Origin of the sequence: Kitasatospora sp. NPDC056181 (assembly GCF_042266225.1) — a bacterium.
Taxonomy (GTDB): domain Bacteria; phylum Actinomycetota; class Actinomycetes; order Streptomycetales; family Streptomycetaceae; genus Kitasatospora.
Genome location: NZ_JBHJUK010000059.1, coordinates 17,515 through 40,244, shown reverse-complemented (window position 1 = coordinate 40,244; position 22,730 = coordinate 17,515). Strand labels below are relative to the sequence as shown.

The 22,730-nt window shown below is 71.8% G+C and carries 21 protein-coding genes; 17 read left to right on the top strand and 4 right to left on the bottom strand.

Features of this window, described 5'->3' with window-relative positions:
* Positions 1–105: 105 nt before the first annotated feature.
* The 9 genes from ACFC1F_RS22490 (at position 106) to ACFC1F_RS22450 (ending at position 7,713) form a co-directional block, all read left to right on the top strand.
* Positions 106–948: a helix-turn-helix transcriptional regulator gene (locus ACFC1F_RS22490; protein ID WP_376160664.1), complete on the top strand. Its 843-nt coding sequence runs from the start codon at positions 106–108 to the stop codon at positions 946–948.
* A gap of 9 nt (positions 949–957) precedes the next feature.
* Entirely contained in the window at positions 958–2,373 is a 1,416-nt protein-coding gene (sufB, locus tag ACFC1F_RS22485) for a Fe-S cluster assembly protein SufB (RefSeq protein WP_376160646.1), read from the top strand.
* Positions 2,374–2,430: 57 nt separating this feature from the next.
* A complete protein-coding gene (sufD, locus tag ACFC1F_RS22480; protein WP_376160644.1) occupies positions 2,431–3,678 on the top strand; it encodes a Fe-S cluster assembly protein SufD in 1,248 nt (415 codons plus the stop codon).
* 5 nt (positions 3,679–3,683) lie between these two features.
* Positions 3,684–4,001: a bifunctional 3-phenylpropionate/cinnamic acid dioxygenase ferredoxin subunit gene (locus ACFC1F_RS22475; RefSeq protein WP_209411713.1), complete on the top strand. Its 318-nt coding sequence runs from the start codon at positions 3,684–3,686 to the stop codon at positions 3,999–4,001.
* 6 nt (positions 4,002–4,007) lie between these two features.
* The gene (sufC, locus tag ACFC1F_RS22470; protein WP_209411714.1) at positions 4,008–4,772 is read left to right on the top strand and encodes a Fe-S cluster assembly ATPase SufC; all 765 of its coding nucleotides are present in this window, start codon (positions 4,008–4,010) and stop codon (positions 4,770–4,772) included.
* 23 nt (positions 4,773–4,795) lie between these two features.
* Entirely contained in the window at positions 4,796–6,043 is a 1,248-nt protein-coding gene (locus ACFC1F_RS22465) for a cysteine desulfurase (RefSeq protein ID WP_209411868.1), read from the top strand.
* 16 nt (positions 6,044–6,059) lie between these two features.
* Positions 6,060–6,524: a Fe-S cluster assembly sulfur transfer protein SufU gene (sufU, locus tag ACFC1F_RS22460; protein WP_209411715.1), complete on the top strand. Its 465-nt coding sequence runs from the start codon at positions 6,060–6,062 to the stop codon at positions 6,522–6,524.
* Between the two features lie 22 nt (positions 6,525–6,546).
* Positions 6,547–6,930: a metal-sulfur cluster assembly factor gene (locus ACFC1F_RS22455; protein ID WP_148642511.1), complete on the top strand. Its 384-nt coding sequence runs from the start codon at positions 6,547–6,549 to the stop codon at positions 6,928–6,930.
* Positions 6,931–7,053: 123 nt separating this feature from the next.
* Positions 7,054–7,713, top strand: coding sequence for a Uma2 family endonuclease (locus tag ACFC1F_RS22450; RefSeq protein WP_376160641.1), 660 nt, complete (start codon positions 7,054–7,056; stop codon positions 7,711–7,713).
* A 67-nt stretch (positions 7,714–7,780) separates the two neighbouring features.
* Here the strand turns inward: ACFC1F_RS22450 and ACFC1F_RS22445 are convergent, their stop codons facing one another.
* A complete protein-coding gene (locus ACFC1F_RS22445) occupies positions 7,781–9,112 on the bottom strand; it encodes an MFS transporter (RefSeq protein ID WP_376160639.1) in 1,332 nt (443 codons plus the stop codon).
* A 294-nt stretch (positions 9,113–9,406) separates the two neighbouring features.
* Between ACFC1F_RS22445 and ACFC1F_RS22440 the strand changes: the two genes are divergently transcribed.
* The gene (locus tag ACFC1F_RS22440; protein WP_209411718.1) at positions 9,407–11,065 is read left to right on the top strand and encodes a hypothetical protein; all 1,659 of its coding nucleotides are present in this window, start codon (positions 9,407–9,409) and stop codon (positions 11,063–11,065) included.
* A 34-nt stretch (positions 11,066–11,099) separates the two neighbouring features.
* On the opposite strand, the gene ACFC1F_RS22435 is transcribed toward ACFC1F_RS22440, so the two are convergent.
* Positions 11,100–11,543 carry a VOC family protein gene (locus ACFC1F_RS22435; protein WP_209411719.1) on the bottom strand — a complete coding sequence of 148 codons (444 nt, stop codon included), beginning with the start codon at positions 11,541–11,543 and terminating at the stop codon, positions 11,100–11,102.
* A gap of 165 nt (positions 11,544–11,708) precedes the next feature.
* Between ACFC1F_RS22435 and ACFC1F_RS22430 the strand changes: the two genes are divergently transcribed.
* Both ACFC1F_RS22430 and ACFC1F_RS22425 read left to right on the top strand, forming a co-directional pair.
* Complete coding sequence (locus tag ACFC1F_RS22430) at positions 11,709–12,902, top strand: hypothetical protein (protein ID WP_376160637.1); 1,194 nt, start codon at positions 11,709–11,711, stop codon at positions 12,900–12,902.
* A 225-nt stretch (positions 12,903–13,127) separates the two neighbouring features.
* The gene (locus ACFC1F_RS22425) at positions 13,128–14,609 is read left to right on the top strand and encodes an alkaline phosphatase PhoX (RefSeq protein ID WP_209411721.1); all 1,482 of its coding nucleotides are present in this window, start codon (positions 13,128–13,130) and stop codon (positions 14,607–14,609) included.
* Between the two features lie 135 nt (positions 14,610–14,744).
* Here ACFC1F_RS22425 and ACFC1F_RS22420 read toward each other — a convergent pair whose 3' ends face one another.
* The gene (locus ACFC1F_RS22420) at positions 14,745–16,364 is read right to left on the bottom strand and encodes a PucR family transcriptional regulator (RefSeq protein ID WP_376160635.1); all 1,620 of its coding nucleotides are present in this window, start codon (positions 16,362–16,364) and stop codon (positions 14,745–14,747) included.
* A gap of 146 nt (positions 16,365–16,510) precedes the next feature.
* Here ACFC1F_RS22420 and ACFC1F_RS22415 point away from each other — a divergent pair, with 146 nt between their 5' ends.
* From ACFC1F_RS22415 to ACFC1F_RS22400, 4 genes are all read left to right on the top strand, one after another.
* A complete protein-coding gene (locus ACFC1F_RS22415; RefSeq protein WP_376160633.1) occupies positions 16,511–17,107 on the top strand; it encodes a PadR family transcriptional regulator in 597 nt (198 codons plus the stop codon).
* Positions 17,104–18,396, top strand: coding sequence for an FAD-dependent oxidoreductase (locus ACFC1F_RS22410; RefSeq protein WP_376160631.1), 1,293 nt, complete (start codon positions 17,104–17,106; stop codon positions 18,394–18,396). The genes ACFC1F_RS22415 and ACFC1F_RS22410 overlap by 4 nt, the downstream gene beginning before the upstream one ends.
* A gap of 148 nt (positions 18,397–18,544) precedes the next feature.
* Complete coding sequence (gene pruA / locus ACFC1F_RS22405) at positions 18,545–20,173, top strand: L-glutamate gamma-semialdehyde dehydrogenase (RefSeq protein WP_209411724.1); 1,629 nt, start codon at positions 18,545–18,547, stop codon at positions 20,171–20,173.
* A gap of 113 nt (positions 20,174–20,286) precedes the next feature.
* Complete coding sequence (locus tag ACFC1F_RS22400) at positions 20,287–21,216, top strand: proline dehydrogenase family protein (RefSeq protein WP_376160629.1); 930 nt, start codon at positions 20,287–20,289, stop codon at positions 21,214–21,216.
* A gap of 77 nt (positions 21,217–21,293) precedes the next feature.
* Here the strand turns inward: ACFC1F_RS22400 and ACFC1F_RS22395 are convergent, their stop codons facing one another.
* Positions 21,294–21,887, bottom strand: a complete 594-nt coding sequence (locus ACFC1F_RS22395; protein ID WP_376160628.1) for a Uma2 family endonuclease — start codon at positions 21,885–21,887, stop codon at positions 21,294–21,296.
* Positions 21,888–22,036: 149 nt separating this feature from the next.
* Here ACFC1F_RS22395 and ACFC1F_RS22390 point away from each other — a divergent pair, with 149 nt between their 5' ends.
* Positions 22,037–22,729 (top strand): RraA family protein, encoded by a 693-nt coding sequence (locus tag ACFC1F_RS22390; protein WP_376160626.1) that lies wholly within the window; start codon positions 22,037–22,039, stop codon positions 22,727–22,729.
* The last annotated feature ends 1 nt before the right edge of the window (position 22,730 follow it).

The window sequence follows — 22,730 nt, the reverse complement described above, 5'->3', positions numbered from 1 at the left end:
CCCAGGTCAGGTAAGCCTTACCTGCGTGACAGATGACACCAGTGAGGCCTGGATCACGGCTTGTCCCGTCGGAAGTAATTACGCAACACTGGTGTTGTGAAAAACATGCGCGAGCACTCCACGCAGCAGGAGGCCGAGTCGGCCCCCGGCTGTGCCGTGCCCGCGACGGCGGCCGAGGTGCTGCTGGAGGGCCACCGGGCGACCCGGGACAGGGTCGCCCGTTCGATCCTCGACCACGGCCCCTCCTCCGCCGCCGACCTGGCGAGCCGGCTCGGTCTGACCACCGCGGCCGTCCGCCGTCACCTGGACGGACTCGCCGCCGCCGGTCTGGTCGACGCCCGCGAACAGCGGGTGTACGGCAGCCGCGGCCGGGGCCGTCCCGCCAAGGTCTTCGCCCTCACCGACGCCGGACGGGACGCCTTCTACCAGGCGTACGACCAGCTCGCGGCCGACGCGCTGCGCTGGATCTCCGACTCGGTGGGCGGCGGCAAGGCGGGCGAGGAGGCGGTCGCCGCCTTCGCCCGGGCCCGGTTCGGGAAGCAGGGCGAGCGCTACCTCGCCGCGCTGCGCCAGGCCGCGGCCGGGGAGCGCACCGAGGCGCTCGCCCAGGCGCTGAGCGCGGACGGGTACGCTGCCACCGTGCGGCGTGTGCCGTCGGCCGCGGCGAAAGCCCCGGCGGGCGCCCAGCTCTGCCAGCACCACTGCCCGGTCGCGCACATCGCCGAGCAGTTCCCGCAGCTCTGCGAGGCGGAGACCGAGGTCTTCTCCCAACTGCTGGGCACCCATGTGCAACGGCTGGCCACCATCGCCCACGGCGACGGGGTCTGCACCACCTATGTGCCGGCATCCGGTGCCGCATCGTCGCCCGCCCTGCGTGCCGCAGGACCGGGTACCGGTGCAGTGCCGACTGCCGGTACGTCCATCGAAGACTCAGCGTCCGCGCGTTAGGAAGCTCGCATGACTGACACCGTTTCGCACCCGGAGCTCGAAGGCCTGGGCACCTACGAGTACGGCTGGGCCGACCCGGACACCGCCGGTGCGGTTGCCAAGCGCGGGCTCAGCGAGGACGTCGTCCGCGACATCTCGGCGAAGAAGAGCGAGTCCGAGTGGATGCTGAACCTGCGGCTCAAGGGCCTCAAGCTGTTCGGCAAGAAGCCCATGCCGACCTGGGGCTCGGACCTCTCCGGCATCGACTTCGACAACATCAAGTACTTCGTCCGCTCGACCGAGAAGCAGGCCGAGTCCTGGGAGGACCTGCCCGCGGACATCAAGGCGACGTACGACAAGCTCGGCATCCCGGAGGCGGAGAAGCAGCGCCTCGTCGCCGGTGTCGCCGCGCAGTACGAGTCCGAGGTCGTCTACCACCAGATCCGCGAGGACCTGGAGGAGCAGGGTGTCATCTTCCTGGACACCGACACCGCCCTCAAGGAGCACCCGGAGATCTTCAAGGAGTACTTCGGCACCGTCATCCCGGCCGGCGACAACAAGTTCGCCGCGCTGAACACGGCGGTCTGGTCCGGCGGCTCCTTCATCTACGTGCCGAAGGGCGTGCACGTCGACATCCCGCTCCAGGCCTACTTCCGGATCAACACCGAGAACATGGGCCAGTTCGAGCGGACGCTGATCATCGTCGACGAGGACGCCTACGTCCACTACGTCGAGGGCTGCACCGCGCCGATCTACTCCTCCGACTCGCTGCACTCCGCGGTCGTGGAGATCATCGTCAAGAAGGGCGGCCGCTGCCGCTACACGACCATCCAGAACTGGTCGAACAACGTCTACAACCTGGTCACCAAGCGCGCCGTGGCGTACGAGGGCGCGACCATGGAGTGGATCGACGGCAACATCGGCTCCAAGGTCACCATGAAGTACCCGGCCGTCTACCTGATGGGCGAGCACGCCAAGGGCGAGACCCTGTCGATCGCCTTCGCCGGTGAGGGCCAGCACCAGGACGCCGGCGCCAAGATGGTCCACATGGCGCCGAACACCTCCTCCAACATCGTCTCCAAGTCGGTGGCGCGGGGCGGCGGCCGCACCTCCTACCGCGGTCTGATCGAGATCGGCGAGGGCTCCAAGGGTGCCAAGTCCAACGTGCTCTGCGACGCGCTGCTCGTCGACACGATCTCCCGCTCGGACACCTACCCGTACGTGGACGTCCGCGAGGACGACGTGTCCATGGGCCACGAGGCGACCGTCTCCAAGGTCAGCGAGGACCAGCTCTTCTACCTGATGAGCCGGGGCATGACCGAGTTCGAGGCGATGGCGATGATCGTCCGCGGATTCGTCGAGCCGATCGCGCGCGAGCTGCCGATGGAGTACGCGCTGGAGCTGAACCGGCTGATCGAGCTGCAGATGGAGGGCTCCGTCGGCTGACGCCGCAGCCGTACGCAGTCCGTCCGCACGTTGAGGAAGAGAGCACCACGAACAGCCATGGCTGACACGCCTTCGAATGTCGCAGTGAACACCGCCGGTTCCACGACCGCCGGTTCGATCGAGGTCGGTACCGCCGGGGCGGGCGCGCAGCTCGCCGGCCCCGGCACCGGCCGCGCCACCGTCCAGCAGCCGATCGACGCCCGCGTCGCGGTCAAGCCCTCCTACGAGGTCGACGACTTCCCGGTGCCGACCGGCCGCGAGGAGGACTGGCGGTTCACCCCGCTCCACCGCCTGAACGGCCTGCACGACGGCAGCGCCGCCGAGGCCGCCAAGGGCGAGGACAAGGTCGAGCTGAGCCTGCCGGACGGCGTCACCGCCGAGACCGTCGGCCGCGACGACGCCCGCCTGGGCAAGGCCGGCAAGCCGGTCGACCGGGTCGCCGCCCAGGCGTTCAGCGCCTTCGAGGAGGCGCTCGTGGTCACCGTCCCCAAGGAGACGGTGCTCACCGAGCCGGTCAAGATCGACGTGCACGGCGAGGGCGGCACCCGCTTCGCCCACGTGGTGGTCGACGTCAAGCCGTTCGCCGAGGCCGTCGTGGTGATCAACCACACCGGCAGCGGCACCCGCGCCGCCAACGTCGAGCTGCTGGTCGGCGACGGCGCCAAGCTCACCTTCGTCTCCGTCCAGGACTGGGAGCGCGACGCGGTGCACGCCGCCCAGCAGACCGCCCTGGTCGGCCGGGACGCCTCGCTGAAGTCCGTGGTCGTCACCTTCGGCGGCGACGTGGTCCGCATCCACCCGCGGGTCTCCTACGCCGCGCCCGGCGGCGAGGCCGAGCTGTTCGGCCTCTACTTCGCGGACGCCGGCCAGCACCTGGAGCACCGTCTGGTCATCGACCACGACACCCCGCACTGCCGCTCCAACGTGGTCTACAAGGGCGCGCTGCAGGGCCAGGACGCGCACGCCGTCTGGGTCGGCGACGTGCTGATCCGCGCGGCCGCCGAGGGCACCGACACCTACGAGCACAACCGCAACCTGGTGCTCACCGACGGCGCCCGGGTCGACTCGATCCCGAACCTGGAGATCGAGACCGGCGAGATCGTCGGTGCCGGCCACGCCTCCGCGACCGGCCGCTTCGACGACGAGCAGCTCTTCTACCTCCAGGCCCGCGGCATCCCGGCCGACGAGGCCCGCCGCCTGGTGGTGCGCGGCTTCTTCGCCGAGCTGGTCCAGCAGATCGGCGTCGCCGAGATCCAGGACCAGCTGATGGAGAAGATCGAGGCCGAGCTGGAAGCGGCGGTCTGAGTCCGATGAGCTTTCTCCGCGCCTGCGCGCTCAGCGAGCTGGCCGAGGACGTGCCCAGGCGCGTCGACCTCAACGGCGTTCCGGTCTCCGTCGTCCGCACCGACGAGGGGGTGTTCGCGATCAACGACACCTGCTCGCACGCGAACGTCTCGCTCTCCGAGGGCGAGGTCGAGGACTGCATGATCGAGTGCTGGCTGCACGGCTCCAGCTTCGACCTGCGCACCGGCAAGCCCTCCGGCCTGCCCGCCACCAAGCCGGTCGCTGTCTACCCCGTAAAGATCGAAGGGGACGATGTGCTCGTCTCCGTCAACCAGGAGTCCTGAGTACACATGGCAACCCTTGAAATCCGCGACCTGCACGTCTCCGTCGAGGCGGAGACCGGCCCCCGGGAGATCCTGAAGGGCGTCGACCTGACCGTGAAGCAGGGCGAGACCCACGCGATCATGGGTCCGAACGGCTCCGGCAAGTCCACCCTGGCCTACTCGCTGGCCGGCCACCCCAAGTACACCGTCACCGGCGGCTCCGTGCTGCTGGACGGCGAGGACGTCCTGGAGATGTCCGTCGACGAGCGCGCCCGGGCCGGCGTCTTCCTGGCCATGCAGTACCCGGTCGAGGTCCCCGGTGTCTCGGTCTCCAACTTCCTGCGCACCGCCGCCACCGCCGTCCGCGGCGAGGCCCCCAAGCTGCGGCTGTGGGTCAAGGAGGTCAAGGAGGCGATGGCCGCCCTGCAGATGGACCCGGCCTTCGCCGAGCGCAACGTCAACGAGGGCTTCTCCGGCGGTGAGAAGAAGCGCCACGAGATCCTCCAGCTGGAGCTGCTCAAGCCGAAGATCGCGATCCTCGACGAGACCGACTCCGGCCTGGACGTCGACGCGCTGCGGATCGTCTCCGAGGGCATCAACCGGGTCCGCTCGACCGGCGAGGTCGGCACCCTGCTGGTGACGCACTACACCCGCATCCTGCGGTACATCAAGCCCGACCACGTCCACGTCTTCGCGGGCGGCCGCATCGTCGAGTCCGGCGGTGCCGAGCTGGCCGACAAGCTGGAGAACGAGGGCTACGAGTCCTACGTGAAGGGCGGCGCTTCCGAGTGACCCATACGCACGAGTCGGCGGTCCTGCAGGGCCTGCTCGACACCGACGCGATCCGCAAGGACTTCCCGGTCCTCCAGCGCCTGCTGCACGACGACAAGCCGCTGGTCTACCTGGACAACGCGGCGACCTCGCAGAAGCCGCGCCAGGTCCTGGAGGCGCTGAACGCCTACTACGAGCGGCACAACGCCAACGTCCACCGCGGCGTGCACGTGCTCGCCGAGGAGGCCACGGCGCTGTACGAGGGCGCCCGTGACAAGGTCGCGGCGTTCATCAACGCGCCGAGCCGCAACGAGGTGGTCTTCACCAAGAACGCCTCGGAGTCGCTCAACCTGGTCGCCAACATGCTGACCTGGGCGGACGAGCCGTACCGGGTGGACGCCGAGTCCGAGATCGTCATCACGGAGATGGAGCACCACTCCAACATCGTCCCGTGGCAGCTGCTCTCGCAGCGCACCGGCGCGAAGCTGAAGTGGTTCGGGCTGACCGACGAGGGCCGGCTCGACCTGTCCAACATCGACGAGCTGATCACCGAGAAGACCAAGGTGGTCTCGTTCACCCTGGTCTCCAACCTGCTCGGCACCGTCAACCCGGTCGAGACCATCGTGCGCAAGGCCCAGGACGTCGGCGCCCTCGTGGTGATCGACGCCTCGCAGGCCGCGCCGCACATGCTGCTCGACGTGCAGGCGCTGGAGGCCGACTTCGTCGCCTTCACCGGCCACAAGATGCTGGCCCCGACCGGCATCGGCGTGCTCTGGGGCCGCCAGGAGCTGCTGGAGGACCTCCCGCCGTTCCTCGGCGGCGGCGAGATGATCGAGACCGTCACCATGGGCTCGTCCACCTACGCCCCGGCGCCGCACAAGTTCGAGGCGGGCACCCCGCCGATCGCCCAGGCGGTCGGGCTGGGCGCGGCCATCGACTACCTGTCGGGCATCGGCATGGAGAAGATCGCCGCCCACGAGCACGCCATCACCGCGTACGCGGTCGAGCGGCTGCTGGAGGTCCCGGACCTGCGGATCATCGGCCCGCGCACGGCCGTGGACCGCGGTGCGGCCATCTCGTTCACGCTCGGCGACATCCACCCGCACGACGTGGGCCAGGTGCTGGACGAGCAGGGCATCGCCGTGCGCGTCGGCCACCACTGCGCGCGGCCGGTCTGCCTGCGGTACGGAATTCCGGCGACCACGCGGGCGTCGTTCTACCTGTACTCGACGCCGGGCGAGGTCGACGCCCTGATCGACGGCCTGCACCACGTCCGGAACTTCTTCGGCTGACAGGACGGCCCACCACATGAAGCTCGACTCGATGTACCAGGACATCATCCTGGACCACTACCGCAACCCGCACGGCAAGGGTCTGCGGGACGGCGACGCCGAGGTGCACCACGTCAACCCCACCTGCGGGGACGAGATCACCCTGCGGGTGAGGCTCGACGGCGCCAAGGTCGCCGACGTCTCGTACGAGTCGCAGGGCTGTTCCATCAGCCAGGCCAGCGCCTCGGTGCTGAACGACCTGGTGGTCGGCAAGACCGTCGGCGAGGCGCAGGCCGTCCAGGAGGCCTTCCTGGAGCTCATGCAGAGCAAGGGCCAGGGCGAGGGCGACGAGGAGGTGCTGGAGGACGCGGTCGCGTTCGCCGGCGTCTCCAAGTACCCGGCCCGGGTCAAGTGCGCGCTGCTGAGCTGGATGGCCTGGAAGGACGCCACCGCGAAGGCGCTCGCCGGGCAGCCCGCGGTCACCGACGCCCCCACCGACTGACGCAGAAGAGGAGGACCGAACCATGAGCGACACCACCGAGACGCCCGCCCCTTCCGCGGAGGGCGGCCCGACCGTCATCGTCGGCACCACCGCCGGCACCGTCTCCGTCGAGGACCTGACCGAGGCCCTGATGGACGTCGTCGACCCCGAGCTGGGCATCGACGTCGTCAACCTGGGCCTGATCTACGGGATCCACATCGACGAGTCCGACGTGGCCACCATCGACATGACGCTCACCTCGGCGGCCTGCCCGCTGACCGACGTCATCGAGGACCAGGCCAAGACGGCCACCGACGGCCTCGTCCAGGACCTGCGCATCAACTGGGTCTGGATGCCGCCGTGGGGCCCCGACAAGATCACCGACGACGGCCGCGACCAGCTCCGCGCCCTCGGCTTCAACGTCTGAGGCCTGCCGCCCGTCAACCCGCTGCCGCGCGAGTCTCCCCTTCGGGGGAATGATTCGCGCGGCAGTGGTATATCTGCCGGTGGGCGGCGAGACTGCTGCCGCGACCACGGAGGGAGCGACGTGATGGCTGTGGAAGCTGTCGGGCATTGGACGCTGCCCGACTCGGCGTACGCCATGTGGGTCCGGGGCGAGCTCGACGAGTACCTGCGGATCCCCGACGACGGCACGCGGGTCGAGGTGGTCGGAGGGGAGTTCGTCGTGTCACCAGCACCGGTATACGCCCACGGGGGCATCCTCTCGGACATCCAGGAGGCGGTCCTGCGAGCGAAGATCGCAGATGCGGAGTTCGCCTGGCGGGGTGTCCAGACCGTCAACCTCGACCTTGTGGAGATCGGGGACGGCTACATCCCGGACATGGTGATCGTGCACAGGGACACCGATGCCCGAGGACGCGCCGAGGAGACACTGCACGTCTATCCGGGAGACCTGGGGCTCGTTGTCGAGGTGACCTCCTCCTCCAACGCGCACAACGACCGTCGTCCCGTGCTCGGCCGGCGGCTCAAGCCCACCAAGTGGAGCGGGTACGCGCGCACCGGTGTGCCGTACTACCTGCTCGTGGACCGTGATCCGCGGAACCCCGGCGTCACGCTGTTCGGCGAGCCGGACCGCGGTGAGGGGAGCTACGAGGTCCTCGGCGAATGGAAGTTCGGTGAGCCGCTGGAGCTGCCGGCGCCTTTCGGTTTCGAGATCCGTACGGACGGCTGGAAGCCCTGGGCCCTGTAGGCCCGCACGAAACGCCGCCGCCCGGTACGGGATCCGTACCGGGCGGCGGCTTCTTGCTGTCAGGAGGTCAGGCCCGCTTCGGGCGCTTGGCCACGGCGGCCGCCAGGGCCACGCAGACGAGTGCGGCCACGGCGGCGAAGCCGCTGACGGCGGGGAGCAGTCCGTAGGCCTGGACGAGCGCGCCGACGCCAACGATCGGCAGCGACGAGCCGAGGTAGACGATGACCCAGAGCGAGCTGAGCTCGGAGCCCCGGCGTTCCGGGTTCATCGCCGCCACGGCGGAGGTGAACAGCGAGCGGAAGGCGACGCCCTGGCACGCGCCGCCGAGGACGCTGCCGATGAACAGCAGGGCCGGGGTGCCGGTGTACTGGGCGGTGACGACCAGGCCGAGGCCGGCGGCCAGGCCGGTCAGGCCCAGGGCGATCACCACGCGGTCGGCGGTCGGCGGGACGAGCAGCTGGGCGACGGCCGAGGAGCCGAGCAGCAGGGCGGCGACCACGGCGCCGGTCAGCCGGGAGTCGCTGTGCAGCAGCTTGGCGGAGAACGCCGGGGCCAGGCTGAGGTAGACGCCGAAGACCGCGTACGAGACGAAGCCGGCGCCGGAGGCCAGCAGGAACTCGCGGCGGCCGGTGGCCGGCAGGGCGAGCCGCTGCGGGCGCAGGTGGGCCGGGGTGGTGATGCGCGGCGGGGAGGCCGGCGGGCGGTTGCGGCCGGGCATCCGGGGGTGGACCACGGCGAGCGGCACGCAGAGCGCGAGCAGGGCGACGGCGTGCAGCAGGAACGGGGTCAGCAGCGGATCGGAGCCGCCGGCCAGCAGGGCGCCGACCACCGGGCCGAGCGCGACGCCACCGGCCGAGCAGGCGAGGGTCAGCTTGGCGGCCAGGGTGGGGCGCTCCGGCAGCAGGTCACCGAGCGCGGCGCCGGCGGCACCGGTGGACAGGCCCACCGCGACGCCCTGGACGGCACGGCCCGCGGCGAGCTGCCAGAAGCTGCCCGCGGTGGCGAACACGGCGTCCCCGGCGGCGGCCAGGGCCACGGCGGGCAGGATCAGGGCGCGCCGGCCGAGGTGGTCCGACCAGTGGCCGACCGCGGCGAGCACCGGGACCAGCGCGAACACGTAGATCGTGAAGAGGATCGTGGTGTCGAGCGGGGTGAGCGCCAGCCGCTGCTGGAGCAGCGGGTAGATCGGGGTCGCCAGGTTGGCGCCGATCAGCATGAAGAGAAGGCCGGCGGCGACGAGGCCGACGCGGACACCGCGCAACGCGTTCCAGCGGCTGATCGCGGCGAGCTGGAGCTGGGCACGCGGCGCGAGCTCCAGGGGAAGCAGGGCCTCCGACAGTCGGCGTCCGTCGAACTGCGCGGTGCGCAGGCCGGAGCCGGCAGGGGAGAGGTCCGCCATATCAGGGGTCTCCTGTGGCCAGGGCACCACCTCGGGCCGACATGGCCCGGGGTGGTGGCCTGGTACGGGTACCTCTGGTGGAGCGGGTGAGCTTGTTCAGGGGGAGGGCTTCGTTGCCCGGTGGCCCGCGCGGGGTGTGCACGGCACCGTTTCGAAGGATAAGGGGTGGGCGCACGCCTGCGGCGCGCGCCCCGGGAGGCCGGGCGTCGGGGGTGCCGGACCTATACGCTGAGGAAGTAGACATGTACGCGGAGCTGATCGGCTGACCGCTGGCTGTAGGGAGAACGCGCAACGATGGCCGGACGACGTCGGAAGAACGCTGGGGCCTCGTCGGCGGCTGCGCCGGGCGAGGAGGGGGCGGCCGGTGCGGTGCTGCCGGCCGACCTGGAGCTGCAGGACCTCTACGGGGCGTTCGCCGCGCACGGGCTGGACGACGAGGACCTCGACGACGCGGCCGTCCTGGTGCCGCCGGTGAAGCTGCCCGCCGAGGCGGAGCTGGCCGCGCAGGCGAAGGCCGTCCCGATGTTCGGGTACGCGCTGAAGCTGGCCCGCTGGGCCGCGCCGCACCGGGCGGTGGACGAGTTCGGCGACCTCACCGGGCCGGACCGGGCGCCCGCCGCCCGGCTGCTGGGCCTGGCCCCCGAGGAGGGGGACGCGCCGGAGGAGGCCGTGGTCGAGGCGATGCGCGCCTGGTCGCTGGCCTGCGACCTGGACCTGGTCGAGATCGGCACCACCGAGGCCGGCGAGCACGTGGCCGTCCCCGGGCCGGACCTCGAACCGGCCGAGCAGGGGGACGCGGAGACCGTCCTGGAGCTCTGGCTGACCGCCGCCGGGATCGTCCGGGAGCTGGCGGTGGAGGCGGACTCGATGCCGGAGGAGGGCGGGGAGGGCGCCGCCGGGGCGGAGGCGGCCGACGAGGACGAAGAGGACGAGGCGCGCCTGGCGCAGGTCGAGGAGGCCAGGGACGAGGCCGCCGAGCTGCTCGATGAGGCGCTCCAGGTGCTGTACGAGACCACCGCCTTCGCCGAGCCCGGTACCGAGACCGTGCCGCTCGGGGTGCTGGCCGCCCTGCTGGTCGTCCCCGAGGGGGAGGAGCCGAGCGAGGAGCTGCTCGGCGACATCACCGACGTGATGGTCACGCTGGACCCGATGCTGGGCGACCTCGCCGAGCTGGGCGTGCTGGACTACCGCCCGATCGACCCGGAGCTGTTCGACGAGGAGGAGGGCGAGGAGGGCGCGCAGCCCGCCGGCCCGGCCGTCGGCGAGGAGCCGCTGGACGAGGAGGAGTCGGCCCGCTTCGGCCTCGTCCGGCTGACCCCGCTCGGCCAGTACGGCATCCGGCAGTGGCTGCTGGAGGACGGCTACGACGCGCCGCTGGTCGGCGAGCTGGCCCAGGGCGACGCCGCCGAGCTGCTGCGCGCGGTCTGCGAGTCGGCCAACGTGCTGCCCGACGAGGAGCTGCGGGTCTGGATCACCGGCCGGGAGCCGGAGGAGGCGGCACGCGAGCTGCTCGCCGCGGCGCGCGGCAACGACGCGTACGCGCCGATGCGCCGGATGCTCTGCCAGCTGGCGCTGGCCATGCTGGGCGCGCCCGCCGAGCCGGCCGTCCGGGAGGTGCTGGACGACCCGGAGCTGGGCGGGGGCGCGCGGGCCTGGCTGGCCGGCCTCGGGGCCGCCGACGTGCCCGCGCCGGAGCGCGGGATGGCGCTCTGGACGGTCGTCGACACCTTCGCGGCCCAGCTGCTCGACACCGGGGGCGACGCCGAACTGCTGCGCGAGCTGATCGCCGAGCTGCCGGTGACCGACAACCCGGCGAGCTACTTCGGCGAGCTCTGGCGGGTCGACCACCCGTACACGGCGGACGTGCTGGAGGTGGTCGGCGAGCTGCACCTGGACCGGACGGTGGCCAAGGAGGCCCGCAAGGCGGCCTTCAAGGCGCGGTCGAAGAAGTGAGGTCGAGGACGTAAGGGGCCCGCGCGGCGGGGGTCTACGGAAGGTCCAGCGAGCCGTCCTCGGTGAAGGGGAAGAACGGGTTGTGCGCCAGCTCCCAGAGGTGGCCGTCCAAGTCCTCGAAGTAGCCGGAGTAGCCGCCCCAGCTGGTCGCGGTCGGGGGCTTGACCACCGTCGCCCCCGCCGCGACGGCCGTCTTCAGGGCGGCGTCCACCAGCTCGGGGGACTCCAGGTTCACCGCCAGGGTGACGCCCCGGAACGAGGGCTCGCCGGTGGGGGGCACGCCGGCGTCGGCGGCCAGCTCGTCGTGCGGGAAGAGCCCGAGCACCGAGTCGGCGGTCCGGAACCAGACGATCTCCGGGCTGGAGGCCGACGAGCGCCGCCACCCCAGCGCCTCGTAGAAGCGGGCGCTGGCGTCGAGGTCGGCCACCCCGAGCGTCACGATGCTGATGCGGGCCGGGAAGTCCTTGGAAGCTGTCATGCCCGACAGCCTAGGAAGCGGGACTGACAAACCGCGTTCCTGACACGGTGTCACGGGTACCCGTCCGCCCGGCGGGGCAAAGGAGCTGATGACCCGGCAGGTCGGGCCACGTATCGTGTCCGGCAGACGCGCGGGAGCGGTGAGGATTCGGGGGTGCGGCGCGGGATGACGCGGGAGAGCGGTGGCAGGCAGGACGGTCTCCGGGGGGACGGGCCCGGGCGGGTGGAGGCGCGGGCGCGCGAGGACCGTTTCGCCGACCAGGAGGACTTCGCCCGCCGCACCCTCGCCGCGGCCGACTTCCCGGTGTACGGGGTCGCCACCGGGGTGGGCCCGGAGGGCGACGCACTGGCCGCCTTCGAGACCTCGGACGGCCTGCTCTCCTGGGTCGAGGTCCGCTCCGGCGACTGGACCTCCGCCGACGGCCCGTACGTCACCGTGCGCACCCACCGGCCCGGCGCCGACCGGCCCGGTGCCCTGCCCGAGCTGGAGGACGTGGTCGAGGACGAGCGCGACCGCGTCTACGAGCAGCTCGGCGTGGACGAGGGCGACTGCCCCGGACGGGTCCGGGCGCTGCGCGAGTGGATCACCGTCGACGGCGAGCCGCAGGCGGTCGAGGTGTACGAGGACAGGCGCGAGCTCTGGGACCGCCCAGAGGCCGCCCTCCCCGGCGTCTGCCCCAGGCCCGGTGCCGGGCCGGTCTGGGCCGTGCGGCTGTGGGTGGACGGGATGGCCGTGACCGTCTGCGGGCGCGGGGTGGCGCCCGGCGGCGTCGAGCTGGCCCCGGTCGCGGACGTCGAGCGCTACCTGCGCGGCCGGACCGCGCTGCTGCGCTCGCTCGCCTCCCGGCGCGGCCGGTACGTCCCCGTCGAGGAGCGTGAACTCGCCCCGGCGGCCGGGCTGGAGGCGCACCGGGCGGTGATCGCGCACGGCATCGCCGAGTCCGCCGCGATCGAGGGGCAGGTACGGGCCGGGCGGACGCCCCGGCTGCCCCGCGGGCTGCGCGGCGAGGCCGGCGCGCTGCGCAGGGAGGCCGCGGTGCGCCAGCAGATGCGGCTCGCCTCGGAGACCCGGGAGGAGGCGGTGGCGGCGGTGACGGCGATGGTCAACCAGCTCAACCGGCTCTCCCTGCAGACCCAGTGGGTGGTCGGCACGCCGGAGGGGGAGGCCGCCGTCGAGGAGGTGATCCGCTACACGGTGTTCGCCAGCGAGGTGGCCAGCCTGCCGGCGCAGCGGGCCTGGGAGCGGGTGTGGCGCAACAGGCAGGGCGGCGAGGGCGACTGTGGGGAGGAACAGCGGCTCGGGGAGCAGCTCTGGCTCTCGGCCTGGGAGCAGTGGCGGGCGGCACGCGCACGGCGGTGACGGCGTCGGCGCGGCCCGGTGGGGCCGTGACCTGTGGTGCTCACGGCAAAGAGCGGGTCATGGGTTCGAATACGGTCGGCAAAAGACCACGCTGACGAGGCATCGGATTCACCGTGCGTTCACCGTACCGGCGGAGTCTGCTGGGCGTCGGCGACCAGCCTCGACACCTCGCACGCCACGTACCGGGCCCGCCCGGTCGGCGGCCCACCTCTCAGGAGTGACTCCATGTCGCTGTCCCGCCGGGACTTCGTCAACCGTTCCACCCTCGTCGGGGCCGGCGTCCTGATCGCCGGCAGCGCCGAGGCCCTGGCCAGCGCCCCGGGTGCGATCGCCGCCCCCGTCGGCGGCGAGGTGAAGGACGCCGCGACCGCCGACGCCGAGCGTGCCGCCGTCGGCTACGGCCCGCTGGTCAAGGACCCGGAGAACCTGCTCTCGCTGCCCAAGGGCTTCAAGTACACGGTGGTGAACCGGGCCGGCGTCACCAAGCTGCGCACCGGCGAGTTCACCCCGAGCAACCACGACGGCACCTCGGCCTTCGAGGACGAGCGCGGCGGCAACCTGCTGGTCGTCAACCACGAGCTCGGCGGCGCCCGCGCCAACTGGCCGCACCCGGTGCCGCTGATCGAGGGCCACGTCTACGACCCGGGCGCGGCCGGCGGCTGCACCATCGTGCACGCTAAGGCCAACGGCAAGGTCGAGCAGTGGGTCGGCATCGCCGGCACCGCCACCAACTGCGCCGGTGGCGTGAGCCCGTGGGGCACCTGGCTGTCCGGCGAGGAGACCGAGGACAAGGCCGGCAAGAACGGCTTCACCAAGGACCACGGCTACATCTTCGAGGTCGACCCGTTCGACGACGAGTACAACCAGAACCCCCAGCCGGTGAAGGCCTTCGGCCGGTTCGCGCACGAGGCCGTCGTGGTGGACCCGAAGCGCGGCCACGTCTACCTGACCGAGGACGCCTCGAACCCCAACGGCCTGCTCTTCCGCTGGACCCCGCCGGCCGGCTTCAAGCACGGCCGCTACCAGCTGCGGGGGCTCGCCGCCGACGCCGGCGTGCTGGAGGCCTTCAAGGTCTTCGACGCGCAGGGCAAGCTGGTCGACGACCTCTCGCGCGCCACCAAGGTCGGCACCACCTACGGCGTGGACTGGGTCAAGGTCCAGGACCGCGACGCGCAGACGGTCTCCATCCGCAAGCAGTTCAAGGACGGCGAGGTCACCCGCGCCCGCAAGCTGGAGGGCATGTGGTGGGGTGACGGCGGCTTCTACTTCGTCTCCAGCTTCGCCCGCTCGGAGAGCCCGCTCCAGCACGACGGCCAGGTCTGGTTCTTCAACCCGGTCCGGCGCACCATCACCCTGAAGGTGCTGCTCGGCGTCAACACCGACGTCTGGGGCGACCACGACAACTTCGACGGCCCGGACAACATCACCGTCTCGCCGTACGGCGGCATCGTGATCGCCGAGGACGGCGAGGGCGTCTCGCACCTGTTCGGCGCCACCGAGGACGGGCTGACCTACCCGATCGCCCGCAACGAGCTGAACATCGGCAGCGCCGAGAAGCCGGAGTTCAGCGAGTTCACCGGCGTCACCTTCTCGGACGACGGCAAGACGCTGTTCGCCAACATCCAGACCCCGGGCATCCAGCTGGCCATCACCGGCCCGTGGCACCGGCTGAACGAGCACAAGCGCGGCCAGGGCTACGGTCAGTGAGCCTGACGGCCTGACGGTGAGGGGCCCGCTCCGGCGGGCCCCTTTCCGGTTGTCCGTGGTTTCGGCTGTCCGTGGGGTTCAGCCGTTCGCGGGTCCCGGCGGGTCTCAGCGGGTACCGGCGGGCCCCGGCGGGTCTCAGCCGTCCGCGGGCAGCCGGAGCTGGAGCATGGCCAGCAGCCGCTGCTGCGGCTGGGCCAGGTCGATGCCGGTCAACTGCTCGGCCCGGCGGACCCGGTAGCGCAGGGTGTTGGGGTGGATGTGCAGGGCGTCCGCCGCGACCCGGACCTCGCCGAGCGCGTCCAGCCAGGCCAGCACCGACTCGGCGAGCCGGGTGCCGTGGCGGCGGTCGTACGCCGCCAGCGCGGTCAGCCGCGGGTCGCGCAGGCCGCTCCGCTCCTGGAGCAGCGCCAGCATCTCGCTGACCAGCACCTCCGCCTGGACGTCGATCAGCGCGGCGACCTCCAGGTCCACCCCGCCGCGGCCCATCGCGTCCAGGATCCGGTCCGCCTGCGCCCGGGAGTCGGGCACCTGGGCCAGGCCGTCCACCGTCGAGCCGATGGCCGCCCGCAGCGGGACGCCCAGGTGGTCCCGGGCCGCCTCGACCACCTCCTGCGCCCAGTCGCGGACCGTCGTCATCGGCAGGCCGGCCGGCAGTTCCGGCAGCAGCACGTACACCCGCGACTCGATCGGGGCGAGCAGGGCGGCGCGGTGCCGGGCGGCGGTGTGCACCGAGATCAGGCCGGTCACCTCGGCGCGGGTGAGTGCCTCGGTGGTCCGCGCGCTGTACGCCAGGACGGTGGCCGGGCGGCGCAGGTCCAGGCCGAGGTGGGTGGCGAGCGACTGGGGGCCGGTCGAGCCCTCCAGCAGGCCGGTGAGCAGGGTCTGGGTCAGCCGGACGTCCGCCGAGAGCTCCCGGCGCCGGCGCACCAGCTGGGCCGCCGCCACCCGGGCCGCGCCGACCAGGGCCTGTTCGGCGAGCGGGGCCAGCGGCTGGGCCCCCTCCTGGACCCAGATGGTGCCGAGCGGCTGCGCGCCGGCCCGGATGCCGATGGCCAGGCGCCGGCGCAGGCCGAGTTCGGGGTGCGGCTCGACCGCGATCGGGGCGTCCGAGGTGCGCAGGTGCTGGAAGATGCCCCACTCGCGGAGCTTGGACAGGTACGGCTCGGGGCCCTGCCAGCCGAGGATGGAGAGCCGCCGGAGGTCGTCGACCTCGTCGGAGTCGGAGGAGCGGGAGTAGGCCAGCACCCGGCTGGAGGTGTCCTCGACCGAGACGATGCCGTTGGTGAGCACGGCGACGGTCTGGGCGAGGGAGAAGAGGTCGCCCGCGTTGTGCTCGGGGGCGCCGGGCGCGTCCGGGGCGTCCGGTCCGGCGATGACCGCGCGGGCCAGCGAGTCGAGATGTTCCCAGCGGGTCTCGCGGCGGACGGAGAGCAGGGCGACGCCCGCCTCGGTGGCCGCCTCGCGCAGGGCGTCGGCCTGGCCGGGCGCGTCCAGCTTCACCGCGACGGCGGCCGCACCGGCCCGGCCGGCCGCGCGCAGTGCCGGGAGTGCGGCCCGGCCGCGGGCACCGATGGCGAGGACGAGTTCGCCGGGGGCGGCGGCGGGCGGGTCCTCGGGGTCGAGGATCGCGACGTCGCGGACCGGGACGTCCAACCCGTGGGGGGCGGCCTGGAGTTCGACCAGCGGCTCGCCGAGGGACATCAGCAGCTGACGGAGCGGGAGCCCGGAGGTGGGCGGGAGGCCGGGCGTGGTCACTCTGGACCTCCTTCATCCGTTCGGACAACGGCGTCTGGTCGATTTTAGCCGGGCGGACAGAGTTGAAGTTCGTCGATCCTGAATAGTTGACCCTGACTATCCGAGAATGGATAGTCAGTACTGACCAAGTGATGAGGAACGTTCTCATGGCGAAGCGACGCAAGGTGTCGAACCCGCTGGCCCTCGCGGTCCTGGCCGAACTCACGGCCGAGCCGATGCACCCGTACGAGATGGGGCGCCGGCTCCAGGAACACGGCAAGGACCGCAACATCAAGTACAACCGCAGCTCGCTGTACATGGTCGTGGAGCAGCTGCGGAAGGCCGGGTTCGTCGCCGAGCAGGAGACCGTCCGCGACACCCAGCGGCCGGAGCGCACCGTCTACGCCCTCACGCCCGAGGGGAAGGCGGAGCTCGACGACTGGATGCGCGAGTGGATCGCCGAACCGCAGGAGGAGTACCCGTCCTTCGGCGTGGCCCTGTGCCTGCTCGTGGTGGTCCCGCCCGCCGAGGCGGCCGAGCTGCTCGGGCGCCGGCTCGAAGCGCTGGACGCGCGGATCGACGCCGAGCGCGCCCAGCTGCACAAGGCCGCCGGGATGGACGTCCACCCGATGTTCGTCATCGAGGACGAGTACGCCCTCGCGCTGCTGCAGGCCGAGCGGAGCTACACCGAACGCCTCATCGCCCAGCTCGGGGATCCGGACTTCACCCGGACCCTGCACGAGTTCCTGAGGAGCCTGGAATGAGCGCCACCAGTACTGAGGGCAACACCGGCACCACCCGCACCACCAGGAAGGCCCTGGTCGTCGGCGGCGGCATCGCCGGACCGGTGACGGCGCTGGCGCTGCGCAGGGCCGGCATCGAGGCGGAGGTCTTCGAGGCGTACCGGACCTCCGCCGAGGGGATCGGCGGCACCTTCATGATCGCCCCCAACGGGCTCGGCGCGCTGGCGACCGTCGGACTGGAGGCGGAGGTCGGCCGGATCGGGCAGCCGGTCGGACCGATGGTCATCGAGGACGGCAAGGGCCGCGTCCTCGCCGAGTTCAGCGGCCTCGCCGACCTCCCGCGCGGCCGGCTGATGCGCCGCGCCGAGCTGTACGAGGTGCTGCAGCAGCGGCTGCGCGAGAGCGGCATCGAGGTCCGGTACGGCAAGCGGCTGGTCGGCGCGGAGGAGGGCTCCGACGGGATCACCGCCCGCTTCGCCGACGGCAGCAGTGCCACCGGCGACCTGCTGATCGGCGCCGACGGCACCGGCTCCACCGTCCGCACCCTGATCGACCCGGCCGCACCCGCCGCCGAGTACACCGGTCTGCTCGGCATCGGCGGCTACAGCCCCTACCGGCTGCCCGGCCGGGCCGGGCGCGGCGAGTCCGTGCACTTCGCCAACGGCGCCCGGGCCTTCTTCGGCTACTGGGGCCTCGCGGACGGCAGCGGCACGGCCTGGTTCAGCAACATCCCGCAGCCCGAGCCGCTCGGCCTGGAGCAGGTCCGCGCCGTCGGCCAGGAGGAGTGGCTGCGCCGCTGCCGCGACCTGCACGCCGACGACCTGCCCGCCCGGGAGGTGCTGCGGGTCGCCGACGCCGCCACCCTGGAGGTCTTCCCGCGGTTGGAGATCATGCCGTCCGTGCCGCACTGGTACCGCGGCCGGATGGTCCTCGTCGGCGACTCGGTGCACGCGCCGTCCAACAGTTCGGGCCAGGGCGTCTCGCTGGCCGTCGAGAGCGCCGTCGAACTCGCCCGCTGCCTGCGCGACCTGCCCGACCACACCGCCGCCTTCGCCGCGTACGAGGCGATGCGCCGGCCCCGGGTCAGGAAGATCGCCGCCGACGCGGCGCGCACCAACAGCCAGAAGTCCTCCGGGCCGGTCGGGCGGATGCTGTTCAAGGTGATCGCGCCGATCGCGATGCGGACCTTCATGAGCCCCGAGAAGACGCTGCGGCCGGTGCACGGGTACCGGATCGACTGGGACCGTCGGGTGCTCCCGGTGGCCCCCGGCACGACGGGCCGTCAGGGGCGGGCCGTGACCGCGGCGTGACCCTCTTCGTCGGGGCGGACAACGCCGTACGGGGGACTTTAGCCGCCAGGCCAATCAAGTGGGGCCCGGTGCAGGAATAGCGTTCGGGTTGTGGCCGACGTGCGACCCACGTCGGCATCCCCCATGAACCGAAGGAGAGCGTGCGCTCATGGATGCTGTGACCCAGGTCCCCGCGCCGGTGAACGAGCCGGTCCACAGCTACGCCCCCGGCAGCCCGGAACGGGCCCGCCTGGAGGCCAAGCTGAAGGAGCTGGGCGGCCAGGAGCCGGTCCAGCTGACCATGACGATCAACGGTGAGCGCCGCCTCGGCGGCGGCACCGAGATCCACGTCGTCCAGCCGCACAACCACGCGGCGAGGCTCGGTACGCTGCGCAACGCCACCCAGGCCGACGCGCAGGACGCCATCGACGCTGCCCTGGCCGCCGCCCCGGCCTGGCAGGCGCTCTCCTTCGACTCGCGGGCCGCGATCTTCCTCAAGGCCGCCGACCTGCTGGCCGGCCCCTGGCGCGAGACCCTGGCCGCCGCCACCATGCTCGGCCAGTCCAAGACCGCCCAGCAGGCCGAGATCGACACCCCCTGCGAGCTGGTCGACTTCCTGCGCTTCAACGTGCACTTCGCCCGCCAGATCATGGCCGAGCAGCCGATCTCCTCGGACGGCGTGTGGAACCGCAGCGACCACCGCCCGCTGGAGGGCTTCGTCTACGCGATCACCCCGTTCAACTTCACCGCCATCGCCGGCAACCTGCCGACCGCGCCGGCGCTGATGGGCAACGTGGTGCTCTGGAAGCCGTCCCCGACCCAGCAGTTCTCCGCGCACCTGCTGATGCAGCTGCTGGAGGAGGCCGGGCTGCCCAAGGGCGTCATCAACATGGTCACCGGTGACGGCCTGGACGTCTCCGCCGTCGCGCTGAAGCACCCGTCGCTGGCCGGCATCCACTTCACCGGCTCCACCGCCACCTTCCAGCACCTGTGGCGCGAGGTCGGCAACAACATCGCCGGCTACCGCACCTACCCGCGGATCGTCGGCGAGACCGGCGGCAAGGACTTCCTGGTCGCCCACCCCTCCGCCGACCCGGCCGTGCTGAAGACCGCGATGACCCGCGGCGCCTTCGAGTTCCAGGGCCAGAAGTGTTCCGCCCTGTCGCGCGCCTACGTCCCGGCCTCGCTCTGGGCCGGCCTCAAGGACGCGTTCCGCGACGAGGTCGAGGGCCTCACCATGGGCGACGTCAGCGACCTGTCGAACTTCATGTCGGCCGTCATCGACGAGCGCTCCTTCGCCAAGAACAAGGCCGCCATCGACCGGGCCCAGGCCGACCCGCAGGTCGAGGTGCTGGCCGGCGGCACGTACGACGACTCGGTGGGCTACTTCGTCCGCCCGACCGTGCTGGTCTGCCAGGACCCGGCGAGCGAGTACTTCAAGGACGAGTACTTCGGCCCGATCCTCGCCGTGTACGTCTACGAGGACGAGAAGTACGACGAGATGCTGGCGCAGATGGAGTCGGTGTCCGCCTACGGCCTGACCGGCGCGATCATCGCCCAGGACCGCGAGGCCGTCCAGCACGCGATGCTCAAGCTGCGCAACGCGGCCGGCAACTTCTACATCAACGACAAGCCGACCGGCGCGGTCGTCGGCCAGCAGCCCTTCGGCGGCGGCCGGGCCTCCGGGACCAACGACAAGGCCGGCGCCAAGCAGAACCTGGCGCGCTGGACCTCGACCCGTTCGGTCAAGGAGACCTTCGTCCCGCCGACGGACTACCGCTACCCGCACATGGGCTGAGTGCCCCTTCCCGCGCCCGGTCCCGCAGCCGGGCGCACCCGGGCGGCGGACCCCACCCCCGGTCCGCCGCCCGCTTTCTGCCACCCTTAGAAGCACCAGCTCCAGGAGTCACGATGCTCCGTTCCGCCCTCCTCGCGGCCTCCCGCTCCCCGCAGGTCCGCACCGTGGTCGAGAAGTTCCCGCCGACCCACGCCATAGTCGAGCGCTTCGTCGCCGGCGAGCAGCTCGACGACGCCGTCACCGCGTGCGACGACCTGGTCGCCACCGGCCGCAAGGTCACCCTGGACCACCTCGGCGAGGACACCCAGGACGCCGCCCAGGCCGCCGGGACCGCCGAGGCGTACGAGCACCTGCTCGCCGCCCTCAAGGACACCGGCCTCGCCGCCGGCGCCGAGGTCTCGGTGAAGCTGTCCGCCGTGGGCCAGTTCCTGCCCGTGGACGGCGAGAAGATCGCCCTGGAGAACGCCCGCCGGATCTGCGAGGCCGCCGCCGACGCCGGCACCACGGTGACCCTCGACATGGAGGACCACACCACCACCGACTCCACCCTCGCCATCGCGCGCGAGCTGCGGGCCGACTTCCCCTGGCTGGGTGTCGTCCTCCAGGCCTACCTGCGCCGCACCGAGGCCGACTGCCGCGAGTTCGCCGGCGCCGGCTCCCGCGTGCGCCTCTGCAAGGGCGCCTACAAGGAGCCCGAGTCGGTCGCCTTCCAGGGCAAGCACGAAGTCGACCTCGCGTACGTCCGCGCCCTCAAGGTGCTGATGGCCGGCGAGGGTTACCCGATGATCGCCTCGCACGACCCCAACATGATCAAGATCGCCGGCCAGCTCGCCCAGTGGAACGGCCGCAAGCGCGACTCCTTCGAGTACCAGATGCTCTACGGCATCCGTCCCGAGGAGCAGCTGCGCCTCGCCGGCGAGGGCAACACCATGCGCGTGTACCTGCCCTACGGCCAGGAGTGGTACGGCTACTTCATGCGCCGCCTCGCCGAGCGCCCGGCCAACCTGACCTTCTTCCTGCGCGCCATGGCGACGCGCGGCTGAGGTCCGCAGAACCGCGAACGGCCCGCACCCCTTGTGGAAGGGGGGTGCGGGCCGTTCGTCCGTTCCGGCCTGCCGGCCTACAGGAAGGGCTTGGTGTCCAGCTCGAACTCGAAGGGCGCGGGGAGGGCCAGCGTCTCGCCGAAGGCGGCGAGATGCACTTCGGTGTACTCGTCGCGCAGGGGCCTGCTGAAGATGCTGACCTGCGACTTCTCGCGGTCGACGAGCAGGTAGAGGGGGATCGCGGCACGCGCGTAGCAGTGGCGCTTGGCGATCCGGTCCTGGTCGGGCTTGCCGGAGGTCACCTCGGCGACCATGGCCACGCCGTCCGGCTCCATCCAGGAGGGGGCGCCGCGGAAGAGGCGGAGCTCCTCGGGGGCGAAGGTGGCGTCCGGGATGACGTGGTTCTTCGGGCAGAGCCCACCGCTCACCAGACGGAGACCCTTTCCTCCGGAGATACTCATGTCGGTTGCGGAGTATCGGACCACCTGCTTGACCAGGTGGCTGATGTAGTCCTCGTGATCGCCGTCCGACGGAAGTGCCACGATGATCTCTCCCTCGATGAGCTCGGTCCGGAAGCCCTCGGGGGAGTGCACGCCCAGGAAGCCCTCCAGCAGGATGTCCTCCTGCGAGGGTGGGTCCGTGATCGGTTGCTCATGCGCCGCGGCACTCATGATGCCCCTCCTTCAGGTGCGAGTCACGCGAGTAGCGGGTTCGCGGCCGCTATGCCGGGCACGCCTCTTTTTCACCCGACGGGGTGAGAGCGTCGGTCGCCCTGGCATCGTTGGGCTGGTGAACCGGGCTTCCTGTGAGAGGAATTGGGATGCTGAAGACCTTCGCGGAACTGTCGACGCCGTTGGTGGCGGATGCGTGCGTGCGGCTCGGAGTGGGGTTGCGGGCGGCGCCGGCGGGCGTCGGGGCGGTGGTGCCGGGGAGCCGGATCGCCGGGCGGGTGCTGCCGGCGCGGCACTACGGCAGCGTGGACGTCTTCCTGGAGGCGTACGGCGCGGCCGGGCAGGGGGACGTGCTGGTGATCGACAACGGTGGCCGGACGGACGAGGCCTGCGTCGGGGACCTCGCGGTGCTGGAGGCGCGGGCCGCCGGGGTGGCCGGGCTGGTGGTGTGGGGCCTGCACCGGGACACCTCGGAGCTGGTGGAGATCGGGCTGCCGGTGTTCAGCTACGGCAGCCTGCCGCTCGGCCCGGTGCGGCTGGACGCGCGGGAGCCGGAGGCGCTGGTCACGGCACGGTTCGGGCCGCACCTGGTGGGCTCGGAGGACGTGGTGTTCGGCGACGCCGACGGCGTGCTGTTCGTCCCGGCCGCGCGGGTGGACGAGGTGGTGGAGACGGCCGCCGGGATCGCGCGGACCGAGCGCGCCCAGGCGGAGCGGATCCGCTCGGGCGAAACACTGCGACGGCAGACCGCCTTCGACGACTACCTGGCGCGCCGGGCCGCCGACCCGTCGTACGGCTTCCGGCAGCACCTGCGGCGGATCGGCGGCGCCATCGAGGAGTAGC

Coding starts and splice junctions, on each gene's coding strand:
- sufC (WP_209411714.1), top strand. CDS start 4,008: ATGGCAACCCTTGAAATCCGCGACCTGCACGTCTCCGTCGAGGCGGAG.
- ACFC1F_RS22490 (WP_376160664.1), top strand. CDS start 106: ATGCGCGAGCACTCCACGCAGCAGGAGGCCGAGTCGGCCCCCGGCTGT.
- ACFC1F_RS22425 (WP_209411721.1), top strand. CDS start 13,128: ATGTCGCTGTCCCGCCGGGACTTCGTCAACCGTTCCACCCTCGTCGGG.
- ACFC1F_RS22430 (WP_376160637.1), top strand. CDS start 11,709: ATGACGCGGGAGAGCGGTGGCAGGCAGGACGGTCTCCGGGGGGACGGG.
- ACFC1F_RS22395 (WP_376160628.1), bottom strand. CDS start 21,887: ATGAGTGCCGCGGCGCATGAGCAACCGATCACGGACCCACCCTCGCAG.
- ACFC1F_RS22410 (WP_376160631.1), top strand. CDS start 17,104: ATGAGCGCCACCAGTACTGAGGGCAACACCGGCACCACCCGCACCACC.
- ACFC1F_RS22455 (WP_148642511.1), top strand. CDS start 6,547: ATGAGCGACACCACCGAGACGCCCGCCCCTTCCGCGGAGGGCGGCCCG.
- ACFC1F_RS22400 (WP_376160629.1), top strand. CDS start 20,287: ATGCTCCGTTCCGCCCTCCTCGCGGCCTCCCGCTCCCCGCAGGTCCGC.
- pruA (WP_209411724.1), top strand. CDS start 18,545: ATGGATGCTGTGACCCAGGTCCCCGCGCCGGTGAACGAGCCGGTCCAC.
- sufD (WP_376160644.1), top strand. CDS start 2,431: ATGGCTGACACGCCTTCGAATGTCGCAGTGAACACCGCCGGTTCCACG.
- ACFC1F_RS22435 (WP_209411719.1), bottom strand. CDS start 11,543: ATGACAGCTTCCAAGGACTTCCCGGCCCGCATCAGCATCGTGACGCTC.
- ACFC1F_RS22415 (WP_376160633.1), top strand. CDS start 16,511: ATGGCGAAGCGACGCAAGGTGTCGAACCCGCTGGCCCTCGCGGTCCTG.
- ACFC1F_RS22390 (WP_376160626.1), top strand. CDS start 22,037: ATGCTGAAGACCTTCGCGGAACTGTCGACGCCGTTGGTGGCGGATGCG.
- sufB (WP_376160646.1), top strand. CDS start 958: ATGACTGACACCGTTTCGCACCCGGAGCTCGAAGGCCTGGGCACCTAC.
- ACFC1F_RS22445 (WP_376160639.1), bottom strand. CDS start 9,112: ATGGCGGACCTCTCCCCTGCCGGCTCCGGCCTGCGCACCGCGCAGTTC.
- ACFC1F_RS22440 (WP_209411718.1), top strand. CDS start 9,407: ATGGCCGGACGACGTCGGAAGAACGCTGGGGCCTCGTCGGCGGCTGCG.
- ACFC1F_RS22450 (WP_376160641.1), top strand. CDS start 7,054: ATGGCTGTGGAAGCTGTCGGGCATTGGACGCTGCCCGACTCGGCGTAC.
- ACFC1F_RS22475 (WP_209411713.1), top strand. CDS start 3,684: ATGAGCTTTCTCCGCGCCTGCGCGCTCAGCGAGCTGGCCGAGGACGTG.
- sufU (WP_209411715.1), top strand. CDS start 6,060: ATGAAGCTCGACTCGATGTACCAGGACATCATCCTGGACCACTACCGC.